Origin of the sequence: Streptomyces sp. NPDC087428, from assembly GCF_044744085.1 — a bacterium.
In the GTDB taxonomy this organism is placed as follows: domain Bacteria; phylum Actinomycetota; class Actinomycetes; order Streptomycetales; family Streptomycetaceae; genus Streptomyces.
Map to the genome: position 1 here is coordinate 147047 of NZ_JBIUXR010000003.1, position 20216 is coordinate 167262.

The 20216-nt window shown below is 72.7% G+C and carries 12 protein-coding genes; 3 read left to right on the forward strand and 9 right to left on the reverse strand.

The genetic code is table 11. The features are described from left to right. Window positions 1-83: 83 nt before the first annotated feature. The 3 genes from ACIO3R_RS07975 (at window position 84) to ACIO3R_RS07985 (ending at window position 5976) form a co-directional block, all read left to right on the forward strand. A complete protein-coding gene (locus tag ACIO3R_RS07975) occupies window positions 84-821 on the forward strand; it encodes a response regulator transcription factor (RefSeq protein WP_014154105.1) in 738 nt (245 codons plus the stop codon). Continuing rightward, the gene (locus tag ACIO3R_RS07980; RefSeq protein WP_385038684.1) at window positions 818-1894 is read left to right on the forward strand and encodes an ATP-binding protein; all 1077 of its coding nucleotides are present in this window, start codon (window positions 818-820) and stop codon (window positions 1892-1894) included. The genes ACIO3R_RS07975 and ACIO3R_RS07980 overlap by 4 nt, the downstream gene beginning before the upstream one ends. A gap of 257 nt (window positions 1895-2151) precedes the next feature. Beyond that, window positions 2152-5976: a multifunctional oxoglutarate decarboxylase/oxoglutarate dehydrogenase thiamine pyrophosphate-binding subunit/dihydrolipoyllysine-residue succinyltransferase subunit gene (locus tag ACIO3R_RS07985; protein WP_402104402.1), complete on the forward strand. Its 3825-nt coding sequence runs from the start codon at window positions 2152-2154 to the stop codon at window positions 5974-5976. A gap of 75 nt (window positions 5977-6051) precedes the next feature. On the opposite strand, the gene fxsT (ACIO3R_RS07990) is transcribed toward ACIO3R_RS07985, so the two are convergent. From fxsT (ACIO3R_RS07990) to fxsA, 9 genes are all read right to left on the reverse strand, one after another. Next, window positions 6052-9384: an FxSxx-COOH system tetratricopeptide repeat protein gene (gene fxsT, locus ACIO3R_RS07990; protein ID WP_402104405.1), complete on the reverse strand. Its 3333-nt coding sequence runs from the start codon at window positions 9382-9384 to the stop codon at window positions 6052-6054. Beyond that, a complete protein-coding gene (locus ACIO3R_RS07995; protein ID WP_402104407.1) occupies window positions 9374-10675 on the reverse strand; it encodes a CHAT domain-containing protein in 1302 nt (433 codons plus the stop codon). Before ACIO3R_RS07995 ends, fxsT (ACIO3R_RS07990) begins: the two co-directional genes overlap by 11 nt. Next, window positions 10665-11930: a hypothetical protein gene (locus ACIO3R_RS08000; RefSeq protein WP_402104409.1), complete on the reverse strand. Its 1266-nt coding sequence runs from the start codon at window positions 11928-11930 to the stop codon at window positions 10665-10667. Before ACIO3R_RS08000 ends, ACIO3R_RS07995 begins: the two co-directional genes overlap by 11 nt. 675 nt (window positions 11931-12605) lie before the next feature. Next, the gene (locus ACIO3R_RS08005) at window positions 12606-13544 is read right to left on the reverse strand and encodes an AAA family ATPase (protein ID WP_385036503.1); all 939 of its coding nucleotides are present in this window, start codon (window positions 13542-13544) and stop codon (window positions 12606-12608) included. Then, on the reverse strand, window positions 13541-13924 hold the full coding sequence (locus ACIO3R_RS08010; RefSeq protein WP_402104411.1) for a CU044_2847 family protein: 384 nt from the start codon (window positions 13922-13924) through the stop codon (window positions 13541-13543). The genes ACIO3R_RS08005 and ACIO3R_RS08010 overlap by 4 nt, the downstream gene beginning before the upstream one ends. Before the next feature lie 105 nt (window positions 13925-14029). Further along, the gene (gene fxsT / locus ACIO3R_RS08015; RefSeq protein ID WP_402104413.1) at window positions 14030-17023 is read right to left on the reverse strand and encodes an FxSxx-COOH system tetratricopeptide repeat protein; all 2994 of its coding nucleotides are present in this window, start codon (window positions 17021-17023) and stop codon (window positions 14030-14032) included. Between the two features lie 79 nt (window positions 17024-17102). Further along, window positions 17103-18494 carry an aKG-HExxH-type peptide beta-hydroxylase gene (locus ACIO3R_RS08020; RefSeq protein ID WP_385036506.1) on the reverse strand — a complete coding sequence of 464 codons (1392 nt, stop codon included), beginning with the start codon at window positions 18492-18494 and terminating at the stop codon, window positions 17103-17105. Further along, window positions 18491-19648, reverse strand: coding sequence for an FxsB family cyclophane-forming radical SAM/SPASM peptide maturase (locus ACIO3R_RS08025; protein WP_385036507.1), 1158 nt, complete (start codon window positions 19646-19648; stop codon window positions 18491-18493). Before ACIO3R_RS08025 ends, ACIO3R_RS08020 begins: the two co-directional genes overlap by 4 nt. A gap of 297 nt (window positions 19649-19945) precedes the next feature. Continuing rightward, complete coding sequence (fxsA, locus tag ACIO3R_RS08030; protein WP_385036508.1) at window positions 19946-20170, reverse strand: FxSxx-COOH cyclophane-containing RiPP peptide; 225 nt, start codon at window positions 20168-20170, stop codon at window positions 19946-19948. Between the last annotated feature and the right edge of the window lie 46 nt (window positions 20171-20216).

Consider the following 20216-nt stretch of genomic DNA (forward strand, 5'->3'; position numbering starts at 1 on the left):
TAGCGGGATCTCCCACGAAATTCACAAGCGATAACCGTGCGTCCGGGGGAATGGCCTCCGTGAGAGCGGGCAGGGGCGGGGCGATGGAACAGACACACACCACCCACAACGGTGTCGCGGCCACCCCGGGCGCGCAGCGCCGGGTGCTGGTGGTCGAGGACGACGCGACAATCGTCGATGCCATTTCCGCCCGTCTGCGGGCCGAGGGCTTCCTGGTGCAGACCGCGCTCGACGGCCCCGCGGCCGTGGACGCGGCCGAGGCCTGGCAGCCGGATCTGATGGTGCTCGACATCATGCTGCCCGGTTTCGACGGGCTGGAGGTCTGCCGCCGGGTGCAGGCCCAGCGCCCGGTGCCGGTGCTGATGCTGACCGCCAGGGACGACGAGACCGACATGCTCGTCGGCCTCGGGGTCGGCGCCGACGACTACATGACCAAGCCGTTCTCCATGCGTGAGCTGGCGGCCCGGGTGCACGTCCTGCTGCGCCGGGTCGAGCGGGCCGCGCTGGCCGCCGTGACCCCGCGCAGCGGCATACTGCGCCTCGGTGAGCTGGAGATCGACCACGCGCAGCGCCGGGTGCGGGTGCGGGCGGACGACGTCCACCTGACGCCGACCGAGTTCGACCTGCTGGTCTGCCTGGCCAACACGCCGCGCGCGGTGCTCTCCCGGGAACAGCTGCTGGCCGAGGTCTGGGACTGGGCGGACGCCTCCGGCACCCGGACCGTCGACAGCCACATCAAGGCGCTGCGCCGGAAGATCGGCGCGGAACGGATCCGTACCGTGCACGGCGTCGGTTACGCCCTGGAGACCCCGGCGCCATGACCGCGCCCGGACCGGGGCTGCGGCCGTTCTCGATCAAGGCCAAGCTGGGCACGCTCGTCGTGGTCTCGGTGTTCATCACGACCGGACTGCTGATGGTGGCCCTGCGCACCCGTACCGAGCTCCGGTTCATCACGGTGTTCTCGGTCATAGCGACCCTGCTGATCACCCAGTTCGTGGCGCACGGCCTGACCGCGCCGCTGGACGAGATGCGGGCCGTGGCCCGGTCGATCTCGCACGGCGACTACACCAGACGGGTGAGCGGCGCCGACCGGCGTGACGAGCTGGGCGACCTGGCGCAGACGATCAACCTGATGGCCGACGACCTGGAGGCCGTGGACCGGCACCGCAAGGAGCTGGTGGCCAATGTCTCACACGAGCTGCGCACCCCCATCGCGGCGCTGAGAGCCGTACTGGAGAACGTCGTGGACGGGGTGTCCTCCGCCGACCCCGAGACGATGCGCACGGCCCTCAAGCAGACCGAGCGGCTCGGCAGGCTGGTGGAGACGCTGTTGGACCTGTCCCGGCTGGACAACGGCGTGGTGACGCTGCGGGCCGGCCGTTTCGAGGTGTGGCCGTACCTGTCGGGGGTGCTGAAGGAGGCGAACCTCGCCACCGGCCACCGCCGGCTGTCCTCCGGCTCCGGCAACTCCACCCGCAAGGACGTCCACCTGCATCTGGACGTGTCCCCGCCGGAGCTGACCGCGCACGCGGACGCGGAGCGGCTGCACCAGGTGGTGGCGAACCTGATCGACAACGCGGTGAAGCACAGCCCTCCGCACGGCCGGGTCACGGTGCTCGCACGGCGCGGGGCGCTGCCGGAGTCACTGGACCTGGAGGTCCTGGACGAGGGCCCCGGCATTCCGGAGTCCGAGCGGCACCGGGTCTTCGAGCGTTTCAACCGGGGCGAGGTGACGTCCCCGCACGGTCCGGGCAGCGACGGCGGTACGGGTCTCGGCCTGGCGATCGCCCGCTGGGCGGTGGATCTGCACGGCGGACGGATCGGTGTGGCCGAATCAGCTCGCGGATGCCGCATCCGCGTCACTCTTCCGGGGATCCATCAACCGCGAGGTTGACATAGGGTTCGAACCGGAAGGACACGTTCTGCGTGTTCTGTTCAAGGGGTACGGTCCAAGGGGCCGTAACAGCGGTCTCGCGTACCCGGAGCAATGCGGAACCAGGCTTGTTTCCCGCCATTTCCTGCGCCGAAACCCGACTTTCGATGTGACTTGCACGACGAAGACCGGCCCGGTCCGCATGGAACGGTCCGGGAGGCGTAGCCTTGATTTCCGCTGTCCACCACCTTGTGAAGCGGAAGAGGGCGGTTGCCGCCGTGTCGTCTCAGTCCCCCAGTAACTCGAGCATCTCGACCGACCAAGCCAGCCCGGGTTCGAACCCGGCTGCTGCTTTCGGCCCCAATGAGTGGCTCGTCGACGAGATCTACCAGCAGTACCTCCAGGATCCCAACACGGTCGATCGCGCCTGGTGGGACTTCTTCGCCGACTACAAGCCGGGTACGTCCGGCACGGCGGACAAGCCCGTTCCCGGCGCCGCAGCCGCGGGGGCTGCGGTGCCAGCGGCTCCGGCCGTGACCGCACCGACCGCCACCGACCACACCGCTCCGGCCGCGCCGGCGCAGCCCGTGGCCCAGGCCCCGGCCGCGCCCGCCGCACCGGCGCCCGCTCCCGCCGCTCCGGCACCCGCCGCTCCGGCGGCTCCGGCGGCTCCGGCGAAGGCCGCCCCGGCTCCGGCCGCGAAGGCCGCCGCCGCTCCGGCCACCGAGGCCCCGGCCGGGCCCGAGTACGTGACGCTGCGCGGCCCCTCGGCCGCGGTCGCGAAGAACATGAACGCCTCGCTGGAGCTGCCGACGGCCACGTCCGTCCGCGCCGTCCCGGTGAAGCTGCTCTTCGACAACCGCATCGTCATCAACAACCACCTCAAGCGGGCCCGGGGCGGGAAGATCTCCTTCACGCACCTCATCGGGTACGCGATGGTGCAGGCCCTCAAGGCCATGCCGGCGATGAACTACTCCTTCGCGGTCAAGGACGGCAAGCCGACCCTGGTCAAGCCGGAGCACGTCAACCTCGGCCTGGCCATCGACCTGGTGAAGCCGAACGGTGACCGCCAGCTGGTCGTCGCGGCCATCAAGAAGGCCGAGACGCTCAACTTCTTCGAGTTCTGGCAGGCCTACGAGGACATCGTCCGCCGGGCCCGCAACGGCAAGCTCGGCATGGACGACTTCACCGGCGTCACCGCCTCGCTGACCAACCCCGGCGGCATCGGCACCGTTCACTCGGTGCCCCGCCTGATGCCCGGACAGGGCCTCATCATGGGCGTCGGCGCGATGGACTACCCGGCGGAGTTCCAGGGCACGTCGCAGGACACCCTGAACAAGCTCGGTATCTCGAAGGTCATGACCCTGACCTCGACGTACGACCACCGGGTCATCCAGGGCGCGGCCTCCGGCGAGTTCCTGCGGATCCTCAGTCAGCTGCTGCTCGGCGAGAACGACTTCTACGACGAGATCTTCAAGGCGCTGCGCATCCCCTACGAGCCGGTCCGCTGGCTCAAGGACATCGACGCCTCGCACGACGACGACGTCACCAAGGCCGCACGGGTCTTCGAGCTGATCCACTCCTACCGGGTCCGCGGCCACGTCATGGCCGACACCGACCCGCTGGAGTACCGCCAGCGCAAGCACCCCGACCTGGACATCACCGAGCACGGCCTCACCCTGTGGGACCTGGAGCGGGACTTCGCCGTCGGCGGCTTCGCCGGGCAGACCCTGATGAAGCTCCGCGACATCCTCGGTGTGCTGCGTGAGTCGTACTGCCGCACCACGGGCATCGAGTTCATGCACATCCAGGACCCGAAGGAGCGCAAGTGGCTCCAGGACCGGGTGGAGCGTCCGCGCCCCGCGCCGGAGCGCGAGGAGCAGCTGCGGATCCTGCGCCGGCTCAACGCCGCCGAGGCGTTCGAGACGTTCCTGCAGACCAAGTACGTCGGCCAGAAGCGGTTCTCGCTGGAGGGCGGCGAGTCCGTCATCCCGCTGCTCGACGCGGTCATCGACTCCGCGGCCGAGGCGCGCCTCGACGAGGTCGTCATCGGCATGGCCCACCGCGGCCGGCTGAACGTGCTGGCGAACATCGTCGGCAAGTCGTACGCGCAGATCTTCCGGGAGTTCGAGGGAAACCTCGACCCCCGTTCGATGCACGGCTCCGGCGACGTCAAGTACCACCTGGGCGCCGAGGGCACCTTCACCGGTCTGGACGGCGAGCAGATCAAGGTCTCGCTGGCCGCCAACCCCTCGCACCTGGAGGCGGTCGACCCGGTCCTGGAGGGCATCGCCCGCGCCAAGCAGGACATCATCAACAAGGCGGGCACGGACTTCACGGTCCTGCCGGTCGCACTCCACGGCGACGCGGCCTTCGCGGGCCAGGGCGTCGTCGCCGAGACGCTCAACATGTCGCAGCTGCGCGGCTACCGCACCGGCGGCACCGTGCACGTGGTGATCAACAACCAGGTCGGCTTCACCGCCGCCCCGGAGGCCTCGCGCTCCTCGATGTACGCGACGGACGTCGCGCGCATGATCGAGGCGCCGATCATCCACGTCAACGGTGACGACCCGGAGGCCGTGGTCCGCGTCGCGCGGCTCGCCTTCGAGTACCGGCAGACGTTCAACAAGGACGTCGTCATCGACCTCATCTGCTACCGCCGCCGCGGTCACAACGAGGGCGACAACCCGGAGTTCACCAACCCGCAGATGTACACGCTGATCGACAAGAAGCGCTCGGTGCGCAAGCTGTACACCGAGTCCCTCATCGGTCGCGGCGACATCACGCTGGAGGAGGCCGAGCAGGCGCTCCAGGACTTCCAGGGCCAGCTGGAGAAGGTGTTCGCGGAGGTCCGCGAGGCCACCTCCGCACCGTCCCAGCCGCATGTCCCGGACGTCCAGGCCGAGTTCCCGGTGGCCGTGACCACCGCGGTGTCCTCGGAGGTCGTGAAGCTGATCGCCGAGTCGCAGGTGAACATCCCCGACGGGATCACCGTCCACCCGCGTCTGATGCCGCAGATGCAGCGCCGTGCCGCCTCGGTGGACAACGGCACCATCGACTGGGGCATGGGCGAGACGCTGGCCATCGGATCGCTGCTGATGGAGGGCACCCCGGTCCGGCTCGCCGGCCAGGACACCCGCCGCGGCACGTTCGGCCAGCGCCACGCGGTCCTCGTCGACCAGAAGACCGGCGAGGACTACACCCCGCTGCTCTACCTCTCCGAGGAGCAGGCCCGCTACAACGTCTACGACTCGCTGCTCAGCGAGTACGCGGCGATGGGCTTCGAGTACGGCTACTCGCTGGCCCGCCCGGAGTCGCTGGTCATCTGGGAGGCCCAGTTCGGTGACTTCGTCAACGGCGCGCAGACCGTCGTCGACGAGTTCATCTCCTCGGCCGAGCAGAAGTGGGGCCAGACCTCCGGCGTCACGCTGCTGCTGCCGCACGGCTACGAGGGCCAGGGGCCGGACCACTCGTCCGCCCGCCCGGAGCGCTTCCTCCAGATGTGCGCGCAGGACAACATGACGGTCGCCATGCCGACGCTGCCGTCGAACTACTTCCACCTCCTGCGGTGGCAGGTGCACAACCCGCACCACAAGCCGCTGATCGTCTTCACCCCGAAGTCGATGCTCCGGCTGAAGGCGGCCGCGTCGACGGTGGAGGAGTTCACCACCGGTGGCTTCCGTCCGGTGATCGGCGACGAGTCGGTCGACCCGAACGCGGTCCGCAAGGTCGTCTTCTGCACCGGCAAGGTCTACTACGACCTGGAGGCCGAGCGGGAGAAGCGCGGCGTCACGGACACCGCGATCATCCGCCTCGAGCGCCTGTACCCGCTGCCGGGTGCCGAGCTCCAGGCGGAGATCGCCAAGTACCCGAACGCCGAGAAGTACCTGTGGGCCCAGGAGGAGCCGGCCAACCAGGGTGCCTGGCCGTTCATCGCCCTGAACCTCATCGACCACCTGGACCTGGCCGTCGGCGCCGACGTCCCGCACGGTGAGCGTCTGCGCCGCATCTCGCGGCCGCGCGGCTCGTCCCCCGCGGTCGGCTCGGCCAAGCGCCACCAGGCCGAGCAGGCACAGCTGCTCGAAGAGGTCTTCGAGGCCTGACCGGCACATCACGAACCGGGGGCCCGGCACCGCGAGACATGCGCGGTGCCGGGCCCCCGGCGTTGCCCCGGGTCCTCAGATGATGAGCGGCTCGAACGGCCAGAAGGCCAGGGACCCGGCCCGCACCGGATCGTCCGCCTCCCGGCAGGCGATGCTGAGCGGGTGGTCTGGGCCCAGCGCCCCGGTGGCCCGTGGGCCGTTCGCCCCGCCCAGCGCGTGGGCCTCCTCGGTCCGCCCGTTCCTCATCCGGAGGATCGTCGCGTTCAGCGCGCACCCGATCGCCCAGGGGTGCCCGGTGCCGACGGCCTCGGCCATCAGGACGCGGGCCCGTTCGGTCTCGTAGCCCGCGGCCTCCGGGTCGCCCAGGGTCCAGCGCATCAGCGCGAGGTTGCCCTCGGCGCCGATCGTGTACGGGTGCCGGTCGCCCAGCATCCGCCGGTAGCCGTCCACCACCTGCTCGTGCAGCCGCAGCGCCTGCCGGGGGTCGCCCGCCTCCCGTTCCGCGCCGGCCGCGGCCGCGGTGATCAGCAGGGTCAGCGGATCGTGCTCGCCCAGGAGCCGCAGCGAGCCTTCCCTCGTCGCGGTGAGCGCCGGAAGGGCGGAAGCGGCGCCCTCCAGGGCGTACTGGCAGAGCGTCAGGTGGTACTGGGCGCGCAGCGTCTGCGGGTTGTTGCCGCCCATCCGGCGCAGATGGCGTCCGGCCGTCTCCCGCAGGGCGACCTCCGCCTCCCGGTGCCGGCCGAGCAGCCGCAGGTCCATGGCGAGGTTGATCTCCGAGTACAGCGTGGCGGGTGCCTGCGGCGGCAGGACGGACCGCCGCCGTTCCAGGGTGAGTTCGTCCTGCTCCAGCGCCTGCCGGTACCGGCCGAGCAGGCGCAGCGAGACGGCGAGGTTGTTCTCCGCGTTGAGGGTCCGGGGGTCGTCCCGCCCCAGCAGCCGGCGGTCGCGGTCCCGGATCGAGACGGAGAGTTCCAAGGCCTCCTGGTAGCGGCCCAGGCCCCGCAGATCCGCCGCGAGCCCGCCGGCGGCCCGCAGGTGGTCCGGGTCCAGTTCGCCGCGCTCGGCCGCCAGGAACTCGGCGGTGGTGCGCTCGACGGCCTCGCTGGCGCGGTAGTCGCCGAGGGCGCGCAGCAGGTTGGCGTAGTGATGGCGCAGGTCCCAGATCCGGGGATGGGCCGCGCCGAGCAGCGTCTGCCAGGATTCCATCGCGGGGGCGGCGAACCGGACACCGCTGCCGTACTCGCCCGAAAGGTACATGTGGCGGAGGCAGTTGAGGACGAGCTGCTGTACGTCCGGGTCCTCGCTGTCCAGGACCTCGGCCCATTTGAGGTGGGGGGTGAGCGCCGCGTACTCCGGCCAGCGGCCCGGGTCCGCGGGGTCGCCCGGGTCCACGGCGGCGAGGGCGCGGCGGGCGACGTCGGCGTAGGCACGGCGGTCGCGGTCCGGCATGTCCTTGCGGACGATCTGGTGGACCATGCGGTGCAGGTGGATCGACCCCACGGACAGGCCGCCGTCGGAGGCCTGGAACTCCAGCCACACCACCGAGTACTGGCGCAGCTGCCTGATCGCCCTGTTCCACAGCAGCGGGTCGTTCATGAGGCCGGAGAGCCGCTCGGGCAGCCCGCCCCGTGGCATGTCCTTCAGCAGCCGTACGGGGATGGAGCCTGGTGCGAAGAAGCCGCACAGGCGCAGCAGGTCGACGGACTCGGGAACCGTGTCCCTGAGCTTGTTCAGCAGTATCGACCAGGCGGTCCGGAAGGTGAGCGGGAAGTCGGCGGAGACCTTGACGACGTCCTGGTCGATGCCGCCGCCGAGGAGCTCGATGTACTCCTCGACCGACATGTCGGAGTCGTTCAGCCAGCCCGCGGTCTGGTCGAGCAGCAGCGGCAGGTCCTCCAGCGCCTCGGCCAGCCGGCCGGCCTCGGTGCGGGTGAGGCGGGCGGCCCGGCGGAGGATGAAGGCGACCGATTCGTCACGGCCGTAGACCGGCACCTCGACCAGGTCGCTGTTGTGCTCGCCCCACTCGGGGTTGCGGGACGTGATCAGAACATGACCGGGGCCCGTCGGCACCAGGTCCCAGATCTGCTCCGGCTCGTCCGCGCCGTCCAGGACCAGCAGCCAGCGGGCGTACGGCTCGCCGCGGCGCAGCGAATCGCCTACCGCGCGCAGCCGTTCGCCGTACTCGGCGCCGGTGGAAAGGCCCAGTTCCGGGGCCAGTTCGGCGAGCTTCTGCCGGTAGAGGGCACGCCGGTCGGCGGGCACCCACCACACCACGTCGTACTCGAAGCCGTATCGGTGGACGTACTCGGCGGCCAGCTGTGTCTTGCCCACGCCCGACATGCCGTGCAGCGTGACGACACCCGCACCCGCCCCCGCGTCCTGAAGAGCCGTGTAGGCCTCGCTGAGCAGTTCCTCACGGCCGGTGAAGCGGGTGTTGCGGCGCGGCACCCCACCCCACACCTCAGGAGTGTCGGCCGGATACCGCGGGCCCGGCCGCGCCGCGGCGGACTCGGACAGCGGATCGGTGGGCAGCCCCAGGCGCACGAGCAGCCGGCGCTCGGCCTCGTCCGCACCGACGCCGTGCAGCTCCAGCGGGTCCAGCAGGGAGAACGCGCCGTCCAGCGAGGCGGAGTGCGTGAACCAGATCGCCGCGAACCGGTCCCGGTCGGGGCCGACGACCTCGTGCTGGGCCCGGTCCCACGCGTCGGGGCCGTGGCCGCCGAGCTGGACGTAGCGGCGGCTGAGCAGCAGCAGGATCCGGCCGCGGGAGCGTGCCAGCTCGCGCAGCCCGTCCGTCGGCGAGACGCCCGCCGGGAGGTCCCAGCGCTCTGGGCGGACCGTCACCCCGCGCCGCTCCAGCCGGTCCGCGGTCCACGCCGCCCAGGACCGGTCGGTGTCGGCGAAGCTGAGGGTGACCGCGGTGTCGGTCCCGGCCGGCGGCGCGGTGTTACCGGACCCGCCGGGGTCCGCGCCGGGCCCCGGCAGCCACCGGCCGGGCGGGCGGACCGGGCTGCCGTCCGGGCCCGCGGACTCCTCGATGCGGCAGTGCAGTTCGTCCCTGCGGACCGGTGCGCCCCACTGGTTGGAGATGGTCAGCCGCAGCACGGCGGGCCCGGTCGCGGTGCCCGCGGTGACGAGGAACCTCGCCGGGCCGTACGTACCGCCGAAGCGGTGCAGTACGAGTCCCGGGTCGTCGAGCACCTCGCAGACGAAGTGCGGGGCGCCGTCCAGGGAGACGCTGAAGGCGAGCTCCTCCTCGTCGTACGGCCAGGCCTCGCTGTCCTCCTCGTTACGGGCGTTCAGCGGGCCGCGCAGGTCGACGCCGACGCACTGGACGGCCCCGGGGCCGACCTCGCGCAGCCAGCCCACGACGGGTTCGATCAGCAGGGGCCACTCGTCACCGCTCATGCTCGGCCTCCTCCCGTGCGCGCGGGCCGTCCGCGTACCGGCCGGTGAGGTGAAGCGTGCTGAGCGGGTGCCCGTAGTACTGGAACATCAGGCTGTAGAGCAGCCGCAGGGCGTTGCGCTGCCCCCGCTCGTCGAACGAGCCGTCTTCCAGGACCATCAGCGGAATCCCGCCCTCGGCGAGAAAGGTCTCGTGGGCCACTGCCCGGAAGGCCCGCAGTGCGCGGGCCACCGGCCGGTCCGGGTCGGCGGTCACCGTCTCGACGAGCCGGCGGATCAGCTCGCGGGCCTCGGCGTCGCCGACCTTCCCCGCGGTGACGATGCAGCCGCCCGCCCCGTTGCCGAGGAAGACCTCCGTGAAGCCCCGCAGATACTGCCGGCCGTCCCCGTCGTCGTCGAGGAAGCGGCCGGAGTGGCAGGCGTTGAGGCAGACCAGCGAGCCGTCCCGGCCGAGCAGGCGCATGTCGTGGTCGTGGTACTCCGCCCAGGTCACGTCGGCCAGGGTGAGGTTGCTGAGCTCCTGGTCGAAGGTTCCGTGGCAGCCCATGTAGACCAGGCCGGTCGGGTCGGCGGCGGTTTCGTCGAGGCTTCTCAGGAAGGACACGATGCCGGAGTGCGGCCGGTGCCGGTAGCGGCGGAAGACGTCCCGGTCGGAGCCCATGTCCGGGTGGAAGTAGCCGAGCACCGCACCGGCCGGGGCCGCGACGTCGGTCGGGAAGTCGTCGCCGCCGCGGACCGCGTCGAACCAGCGCGCCAGGTCGACGAGCATCCCGAGCATCCCGCCGGGAAGTCCTGCCTCCGGCACCGGTGGCAGGGTGAGCGCCTCCCAGGGCAGGTCGAAGCCGGTCTGGTCGAGTATCACCAGCTGAAGGGCGTCGCCGTGGACCTGCCGGCACCGGTTGATCCAGCCGGTCAGCGGGCCCTGGTTCAGGGACCAGCGGCGGATGGAGCGGAGCAGTTCCGACGGCGGCTCGCCGCCCGGCCGGGCGTTGCCGAGGCTGATCGCCGCCGGGCGCCGCTGGCCGCCGCCCGAGGTGTACGGGAGCGGCGGGACGCCGCGGCACCAGGCCTCGAAGCCGAAGGCCTCCGGCAGGCCCGGTGAGGGGCGCCGCCGACGCACCCTGATGCGGGCGTACGTCGTGCCGGGCGCCTGTCTGGCGTCGACGGCGACCGCGCCGAGTCCCAGCGGAGTGCCGGTGCTCGTGCCGGCCGGCACGGCGGTCCGTGGGGCGGGCAGCACCTGTCCGGCCCGTCGCCCGAGGCGCCGGATCACGTCGAGGGCGTCATCGCGCACGGCTCGCCCCCTCGTCGTCGGCCTCCGCCGTGATCACGCTGCCGCCGAGGGCGTCCGCGAGTTCGGCGGGCAGCGCGGTGTACGGCCGCCTCCCCGGGTCGATCACCACGCTGTGCAGCCGGGCAGGGCTCAGGGCACCGATCCGTTCCGCGGCCCGCACCGCGTCCGCCGTGCCGGTCCGTCCCGCCGGACCGGGGCCCAGGCGTCCGGTGCGGCCCGCGGCCAGCGGCACATTGCCCCGCCCGTCGGTCACGACGACGAGCAGGGCCTCGACGAGTCCGGCGCGGTGGTGCCGGAAGGCCCGGCGCAGGGCGCTGCCGGCCTGGTCGAGGCCGTGGGCGAGCGGGGTGGCGCGGCCGGCCGGCCTGGTGAGTGCGGCGGCGATCCTCGGGTCCCTGGTGGACCGGGCGGAGAACGAACCGGCCCGCAGCTCGTTCGCCGCTCCCCGGGCGCCCACCTCGACGACGTGGACGGAGGCCCGGGTGACATAGGCCCACCGCAGGAACGGTTCGAGCGCCGGCTGCCAGTCCCAGTCCCCGCGGCAGGTGTGGTCGAGCACGAGGGTGAGCGTCCGGACGGGCTCGGGTGCCCGGACGTAGCCGCGCAGGTCCTGCGGGACGATCACGAGCCGGCCCCGGCCACCGCGTATCGCCCGGTACTTCGCGGCCTCCATCGCGGTGCGGACCGGGGCGAGGTCCCACAGGTCGCGGGCCCGCCGTACCCCGACGACGGCGCCCCGGGAGGCGCGGGCGCCCCCGGTCCGGCGGGCGGGTATCCGCAGCGTGGCCCCGCCGGGCCCCGGACCCGCGGTGTCCTCCGGGTACGGGGAGAAGGGTCCCGGGCGGTCGCCCCGGACCGCGGCCGGGCCGAGGGAGACGGCGGTCTCCGGCTCCTGGACGAACGAGCCCGCCCCGGAGGGCCGTTCGGAGGTGGGGCGGGCGTCCGGAGGCGGACGGTCCGAGCCGGGTCCGGGAGGCCGCGGGGGCTCGTGGTCCGGGGCGGTCTCTGGCGGCGCCGGCGGGCGGTGGACCGTGCGGAGGTGGATCAGCCGGGCGGCCCGGCCGACGTGGGCGGCGGTGACATGGGCGGCGGCGGTGTTCCCGGCGGTGACGTGGAGCGGGGCCCCGTCGGCGGTACCGGGGCCGGGGTGTGCCTGCTCGGCGCCGTCCAGCCGGGCCAGGGCGCGGGCGATGCGGCCGAGCGCGAGGGCTCTGCGGTGTCCGGGCCCCTCCTGGTCGTCCAGGTGCTCCAGCACCGACGCGGCGAACCCGTCGGTGAGCGGGGCGGGCGCGGGGTGCGCGGGCTCAGCGCGGTCGCCCAGGCGGCGGGGAGCGGGCCGAGGGGGTCGGCATCCGTCCGGGGCCGCAGACCGGGAACGCCGAGCCGGACGGGGAAGCGGTCCAGGAGGTGCGGGGAGAGGTGCGCGGCGTCCTCTGCCCGGCAGAACGCCAGCCACCGGGCGCGGGGCGTCCAGCTGCGGCGGATGCCGGAGTGTTCGAGGGTGGCGGTGTCAGCGCCGAGGAGCTGGACGGCGGCCCGCATCCCCGGAAGGCTCAGCCGGGCCAGGTCGGGCACGACGACGAGCGGCGGGCAGGCCGCCGTCTCGGCCAGCGGTCCGGGCCCGAGGGTGAACTCGATGCCGCCCGCGCCCCGCCGCACCAGGGGCCGCAGCCACAGGGTTTCGTCGGCGGTCGCCGAGTCGAGCGTGGTGCGGGGCACCCCGGTTCCCGGCGGCAGGCCACCGGCCAGGCCGAGCACCTCGGCGAACGCCCCGGCCACGGCGGGGACATGCTCCGGGGGCAGGTCGAAGAGCAGGACACCGGTGAGTGCCGGTTCCAGCGCGGAGCAGACGAGCGCGGTCAGCAGCCGGTGGGAGACGTCGTCCCGCTCCCCCGGGTCCTGGGTCCGCATCGGCCGGGCGGACACGCGCTCAGCCGAACAGGCCGGCGAGGACGGCGTACTCCTCCGGCCCCCAGGCGAACTCCGCGCCGTGGGCGGATTCGGGCCTGCGGTGCCGCAGTGCGAGCGGCAGCACCCGGTGCACGTGCCGGGGCTCCACCCGCCGCGCCGACTCCCTGGCGGCCAGCGCGAGGGCGGCCTTGGCCACCAGGAGGTCGCCGCGTTGCCCGACGGCGCCGGACAGGTCGGCCGCCTCGGCGCAGAGCCTGCTGACGTCCTCCTCCAGCACGAGCTCCGCCAGCCGCTCGCGGGCGGCCAGCAGCCCCTCGCGCAGCCGCCCGTTCTCCTCATGGGCGGCCCGCAGCCAGGCGGAGTCCGCGACTTGGAGCTCCTCCTCGAAGGTGAGCACCGTGGTGATCATCAGGTGGCGCTCCTCGATGTCCAGCTCGGCCGCCGTGACCATGAGCCCGAAGCGGTCGAGCAGTTGGGCGCGCAGACTGCCCTCCTCCGGATTCATCGTGCCGACGAGCCCGAAGGAGACATGGGTCTCGGTGTCGATGCCCTCGCGCTGCACGGACAGCACCCCGGTGGAGACCACGTCCAGGATGATGTTGACGATGTGGTCGTCGAGGAGGTTGACCTCGTCGACGTACAGCATCCCCTTGGCATGGGCCTCTTCGAGCAGCCCGGCCTGCCGCCTGGCCTCGCCGCGCATCAGCCCGTCCAGCTCCCAGCCGCCGAGCACCCGGTCGTCGGTCGCGTTGATCGGCAGGGTGACGGGCAGCCTGCCGCCGGTCATCAGCGCGAAGGCGCGGACGACGGTGGACTTGGCCGTGCCGCGCTGTCCCGCGATCAGTACGCCGCCGATGCGCGGGGCGATGAAGTTCAGCTCCAGGGCGAGCTTCAGCTCCTCCTGTCCGACGACGCGGCTGTACGGGAGGATCGGGACCTTCGGCCCCGGCTCGCTCATGAGGGCGTCACCGTGGTGGTGGCCCGCTCCTCGCGTCCCGGCTGCCAGCGGAAGGTGACCTGGATCTGCGCCTCCGCGCCGGCCTTCACGACGGCCGCCATCCCGGCCTCGAAGGTGATGCCGACCTGGAGCTCGATCTCGTCCGGCCGCAGCCCCTGCCCCAGGTCGCCGAGCCTGCGCATGGCCTGGGAGGCGCACCGGCGTGCGAGGTCGAGGCCGTCCCCGTACAGATCGCCCGCCGCGCCCAGGGCGCGTCGGGCGGCGTCCCGGGTCTCCTCTCTGTCGTACAGCGAGTCCACATCGGTGGCGGGCGACCCGGCCCGGGTGTACGCCTCGGCGTCCACCACGACCGGGATCGGACCGTCCTCCCCTGGTGCCACTGCACCCACCACGACCGCCATGCGCGCCCCCCTGAATGACCAACCTGCTTGTGTCACAAGGTTACTGACGGACACTCATGTCTCGCATGGGTTCGGGGCAGGTGCTCAGATCATCTGCGGCTCGAAGTCCCAGAACGGCCGGTTGCGGGACCTTGCGGAGACGGTGTGGACGTGCTGGGCGCCCAGGGTGGCCGCCAGATCGTCGAGCGCCTCCGTCTCGACCTTGTCCGCCCGCTGCCGGTCGCGGAGTCCGCGCAGATCGGCCGCGTGCGCGATGCGGGCGGTCAGGGTCAGCGGGTGGGTCCTGCCGAGGGTCTCGGTGGCCCGGGTGACGACCGAGTCCGTCAGCGCGGCGGCGGACTCGGTGTCGCCCACGAGATTGCGCAGCGCCGCGGCGTTGACCGCACAGCCGAGCGTCCAGGGGTGGTTCTCGCCCACTGCCCGGCCCATGTCCACGAGCACCTCCTCCAGGAGGTGGTACGCCTGGTCCCGCTCCCCGACGCTCCGCAGGATCAGCGCGTGGTTGCCACGGGTGCCCGCCACATAGGGGTGCTGGTCGCCCAGCATGTCCACGTACCCCTGCACGACCTTCTCGCTTATGGCGCGGGCCTGGTCGATGTCGGCGTGCTCCCGGGCGAAGAAGCTCTGGCTGGCCGCGAACATCATGGTGAGCGGGTCGTCCTCGCCGAGTACCCGCTCGCCCCGCTCCAGCACCCGGCTGAACAGCGCCGCCGCCTGCCTCCGCTCACCCGAACGGTAGTAGCAGAGCGCGAGGTTGTGCTCGGCGGTCAGAGTCTGCGGGTTGTCCTGGCCCATGACGAGCCGGTGCACGCGGATGCTCTGGCCCTGGAGCGATTCCGCCTCGGTGTACCGGCCGAGGAGGCGCAGGTCGGTGGCGTAGTTGATCTCGGAGTAAAGGGTCCAGCTGTGGCGTGCGCGGAGCAGCTGCCGACGCGCCTCCAGGGTGCGCCGGTTGAGCTCCAGTGCCTCCTCGTACCGCCCGAGCAGGCGCAGGGACGCACCCAGGTTGTTCTGCGCGCTGAGCGTGCGCGAGTCCTGCTCCCCCAGCAGTTCGCGGTACGAGGCAAGGATCCAGCCGGACATCTCGTGCGCCTCGTCGTACCGCCCGAGGCCGCGCAGGTCGGCCGCGAGGCCACTGGCGGCACGCAGGTGCTCCAGGTCCTGGGCGCCCCGTTCGGCGCGCAGGTGGTCGACGGCGGCCCGCTCGATCGCCTCGGTCCCGGCGTAGTCGCCGACCGCGCGCAGCAGGTTGGCGTAGTTGTAGCTGAGGTCCCAGACCCGGGGGTGGTTCTCGCCCAGCAGCTCGCCCCAGGCCCTCATGGCGCGGGAGCCCAGCTTGATGCCGGCCCGGTACTCCCCGGAGAGGTACATGTAGCGCAGGCAGTTGAGCACCAGGGAGTGCACCGCGGGGTCGGTGCTGCGCAGCACGTCGGCCCACTTGAGGTGCGGGGTGATCTCGGCGTATCCGGGCCACAGCCGGGTGTCGGTGGGGCGGCCCGGGTCCGCGGAGGCGAGTGCCCGGCGGACCACGTCGGTGAATTCCTCGCGGTCGCGCTCCGGCATGTCCTTGCGGACGATCTGGTGGACCATGCGGTGCAGGTAGATCGACTCGCCGGAGGACGTCTCGTCGATGACGGACTCGTGGGACTCCAGGCGGACCACGGAGTACTGGCGCAGCTGACTGATCGCCCTGTTCCACAGCAGCGGGTCGTTCATGAGGCCGGAGAGCTGCTCGGGCAGCTCGCCCGGTGGCATCTCCTTCAGCAGCCGTACGGGGATGGAGCCTGGTGCGAAGAAGCTGCACAGGCGGAGCAGGTCGACGGACTCGGGGACGGTGTCCCTGAGCTTGTTCAGCAGTATCGACCAGGCGGTCTGGAAGGCGAGTGGGAAGTCGGCGGAGACCTTGACGACGTCCTGGTCGATGCCGCCGGCGAGGAGCTCGATGTACTCCTCGACCGACATGTCGGAGTCGTTGAGCCAGCCCGCGGTCTGGTCGAGCAGCAGCGGGAGGTCCTCCAGTGCCTCGGCGAGCCGGTCGGCCTCGGTGCGGGTGAGGCGGGGGGCGCGGCGGAGGATGAAGGCGATCGATTCGTCACGGTCGTAGACCGGTACCTCGACCAGGTTGCTGTTGTGCTCGCCCCACTTCGGGTTGCGGGACGTGATCAGGACGTGGCCGGGGCCGGTCGGCACGAGGTCCCAGATCTGTTCCGGCTCGTCCGCGCCGTCCAGGACCAGCAGCCAGTGGGAGTGCGGGTCGCCGCGGCGCAGCGAGTCACGTACCGCGCGCAGCCGTTCGCCGTACTCGGCGCCGGTGGAAAGGCCCAGTTCCGGGGCGAGTTCGGCGAGCTTCTGCCGGTAGAGGGCACGCCGGTCGGCGGGCACCCACCACACCACGTCGTACTCGGAGCCGAACCGGTACACGTACTCGGCGGCCAGCTGTGTCTTGCCCACGCCCGACATGCCGTGCAGCGTGACGACACCCGCACCCGCCCCCGCGTCCTGAAGGGCCGTGTAGGCCTTGCTGAGCAGTTCCTCACGGCCGGTGAAGCGGGTATTGCGGCGCGGCACCCCGCCCCACACCTCAGGGGTGTCGGCCGGATACCGCGGGCCCGGCCGCGCCGCGGCGGACTCGGACAACGGATCGGTGGGCAGTCCCAGGCGCACGAGCAGCCGGCGCTCGGCCTCGTCCGCACCGACGTTCGTCAGGTCCGCGGCGCCGAAGACCGAGGTGGCACCGGGAAGGGCCGAGGTGGTGACGGACACGGCGGCGAAGCGGTCCGGGTCGGGGGCGACGACCTCGCGCAGGGCGCGGTTCCACTCCCCGTGACCGCGGGGGCCGACCTGGAAGTACCAGTCGCTGAGCAGGACCAGGATCCGGCCCCGGGAGAGCATCAGGTCCCGCAGGGCGTCCTCCAGCGGGACCTCGACCGGAGGGTCCCAGCGCTGCTGGACGACCGTCACCCCGCGCCGCTCCAGCCGGTCCGCGATCCACGCCGCCCAGGCCCGGTTGAAACCGGCGAAACTGAGGGTGACGGTCTGCGCCCCGGTTGCTCCAACTTGCTTACGCGTACCGGGCATTCAACCGTCTCCCTGACCTCGTTGCGAGCTCTTTCAAGATACACCGGAGGCTGTGCGCCCCCACCGGAAAGCTGGCTGCTCAGCTCCTGGACGAACCGTTCCTCTGCTGCCATATCACCTTGGCGGTGCTGACGTACGCCTCCGCGCGAGCCAGGTGCCCCGTGGGTGGCGGCGAATCCTCCAGACGGTGGTACACCGCGATCATCTCGTTGACGAGGACCCGCCCCTCTGGGGTCAGTGCGGCGGAGCCGGCCAGTACGGGCAGTACGGCACCCACCTGTTGGCGGCAGCGCGCGTGTTCCGCCCAGGCCAGATCGCGGTGGGTGACCCGCCGCGCGCCGAGCGCGAACCGCTGCCAGTAGTCGGCGAGCGCCAGGTGCGAGTAGGCGCCCTGGAGCAGCCCGTCGAAGGGCCTGGGGTCGGAGCGCCACGGGGCGAAGTGGCGCGGGGTGGCGTCCTCGTGGTGCAGCCGGACGAGTGCGCCGAGGGCGGCGAGCTTGGTGTGCTGGAGTTCGTGCACGAGGGTCGAGGCGAAGTAGGCGGGGGTCGCGGGCTTGCTGCTGAGGACCGCGCCGAACGCCTCGCGCCGGGTGCCGCTGCAGTGGGCCGCGCCCTGGCCGGACGGCCCGGCGCCGGGCGGCGGCCCGAGCGGGACGAGGCAGCGCAGCAGGACGGCCGCTTCGGTGAGCCGGTGCTCGCCGCCCACGCGCAGCAGCGGTTCGACGCCGGACCAGGACTCGGTCCAGGCCTTGCGTTCGCTGTCGTCGATGTGGGTGGCGGCGCTCAGCCCGTGGCGTTCGAGCCCGGTGCCGCGGGTGCGGTACGGGTCGAGGTCGTCCAGGGGTACGGGGCCGGTGCCCGGCAGGACTGCGGGCAGGGTGAGCACCGGCAGCCAGCGGGGGTCGGCCGACGTCATGGTGCCGTCCGGCAGGGACCGTACGGACAGCGGCGGCGCGCCGGACGGGCGGATCGTCGTCTCACCGCCCGCGTGGGTGAGTACGAGCGGGCCGGGTTCCGCCCGTACCGCTCCCAGGGTGGGCAGCGAGAGCAAGGCTTCGCGGGAGGTGAGCCGGGCGGTGCAGGGCAGCGCGGCCCGGATCGCGGCCGCCGTCGCGAGGGCGCTCAGGTGGGCGAGGTCGGTGCGGAGTTCGGGGCCCGGGGCGGTGGTGCCCGCGAGGCCGCCCAGGAGCCGTTGTGCCCAGGGGCCGGCCATGGGGTGGAACAGCACGGTGCGCACCGCGGCCCGGTCGGCGCGTTCGGCCGCTTCGAGCAGCGCCCAGTCCTCGCGCAGCCGGTCGAGCAGCCGGGGCGGGCACACGGTCGTGGGGGCGGCGGCCGCCGCGTCGAGCAGGGCCCTGAGGAGGACGAGGCGGCGGGTGTCCTGATCGCGTACGAGCAGGCCGAGGGAGTCGGTGTCGCCCTCGGTGCGGCCGAGTTCGCGCAGGACGCGATCGGGGATGGCGGGGCTCATGGGGGGTCTCCTGCGGTTGCGTCGGCGAGCCGGTCCGCCACGTGGCGGACCAGCCGTTCGAGGTCTGCGCAGTAGACGGAGGGGTTGATGAAGCCGTTCTCTGCGCGGTAGCGGTGGGCGTAGTGGCCGCCGCCGCAGACGGTCAGCAGCGGGCAGGCGCGGCAGGCGGCGGCAAGCGCGCCGGCTCCCGCCTGGCGGGCGGCGACGCCGGGGTGGCGCAGGGCGTCGTCGAAGGTGTGCCGGAAGACGTCGAGTCCGGTGGCGGCGGCCGTGTCGTACGCGGACTTGAGGGAGTCGACCTGTTCGATCGATCCGTCGGTCTCGACGACGACCGCGTTGACGGGGTCGAGGCCGAGGGATTCGGTGGCGGCGGGCAGGCCGAGGAGCAGGGCGACGCACTCCTCGAAGAGCCGGATCCGGGTCTCCCGCCGGGCCGCCGGCCACCAGCGGTCGAAGACGGCGCACAGCCAGTCGCCGTACGGGGTGGCGCGGCCCGACCCCGGACCCGCCGGGCTGTCCGTGAGGTCCGGCAGACCGGGCGGCGGGCTGGTCCAGTTGCCGTGCGGCAGGAGCAGGTCCAGGGCGGGCGGGCGCAGGGCGAGCAGCGACTCGTACAGCTCCACGGGGTCGGTGCGCGGGTCCACGACGGTGAGGATGCCCGCGTACGCGTCGGGGTGGTGGTCGGCGAGGAGCCGGGCGCCGCGCGAGGCGGCGGGCCAGGAGGGGCGGCCCGCGTGGTCGGTGCGCAGGCTGTTGTGCGCGGCCAGTCCGCCGTCCAGGCTGATGCCGACGCTGATGCCGTGCCGGGCGAGCGTGGTGACGCCCGCGTCGGTGAGCAGGGTGGCGTTGGTCTGCACGGTCGCGTGGACGGTGCAGCCGCCGGGCACCCGCTCCCGCACCCGGTCGGCGAGGGCGGCGAGCCGGTCAGGGCCCGCGAGCAGGGGTTCGCCGCCGTGCAGCACCAGGGCGACGTGCCGGAGCCGGTGGGCGGCCGCGTGTTCGGCGATCCGGTCCGCGGTGCGGTCCAGGACGGCGGGCGCGGCGGCGGCGGGCCGGTCCCGCCAGGTGCGGTCGGGGCCCTCGTACAGGTAGCAGTACCGGCAGGCCAGGTTGCAGCGGCCGTGCACCTTCACGATGAACTGCCCGAACGGCACGGGTGCGGGCGGGCCCGCGCCGGCCCGGTCCGTGGACGTGTCGGGGCGCGGCGGCCCGCCGCGCCCGTTCCGCGCCCGTCGCGTGTACCGCTCTGCGGGCCGCTCCCCCCGCGGTGTCGCCCGTCGGACCACTCCGGCACCCCCGTGCTGTACGTCTGCCGGGACGGTCACCGGTACCGGCCCGGGGTGAGTATCCCCGGCGCGCGGCACGAACCGGCCCGTCCCGGACGATGATGTCCTGATCGACCGCGCCCCGGGCCGAAACCGTGCGGGCGCGGTGCCGCGGGACCGCCCGGTTCAGAAGGCGTTGTTGAAACCCCAGAGCATCTCGCGCGGCTGTTCGGCCCGGCCCCGCAGATCCGCGACCACCTCCGCCAGCACCGGGTGGTGCAGGGTCCGCAGGGTCTCCAGGTCGAGACCCAGCAGATCCGGCAGGCCGGGCGGCGCGCCCGCGGCTCCGGACGTGCCACCGCCCGTACCACCGGGCACACCCGCCCCGTCGTTACGTGTCGACTCGTTCATCACGCCTCCCCGTACTCAGTACCGGGCCCCGCCGCGCCGCGCTCGC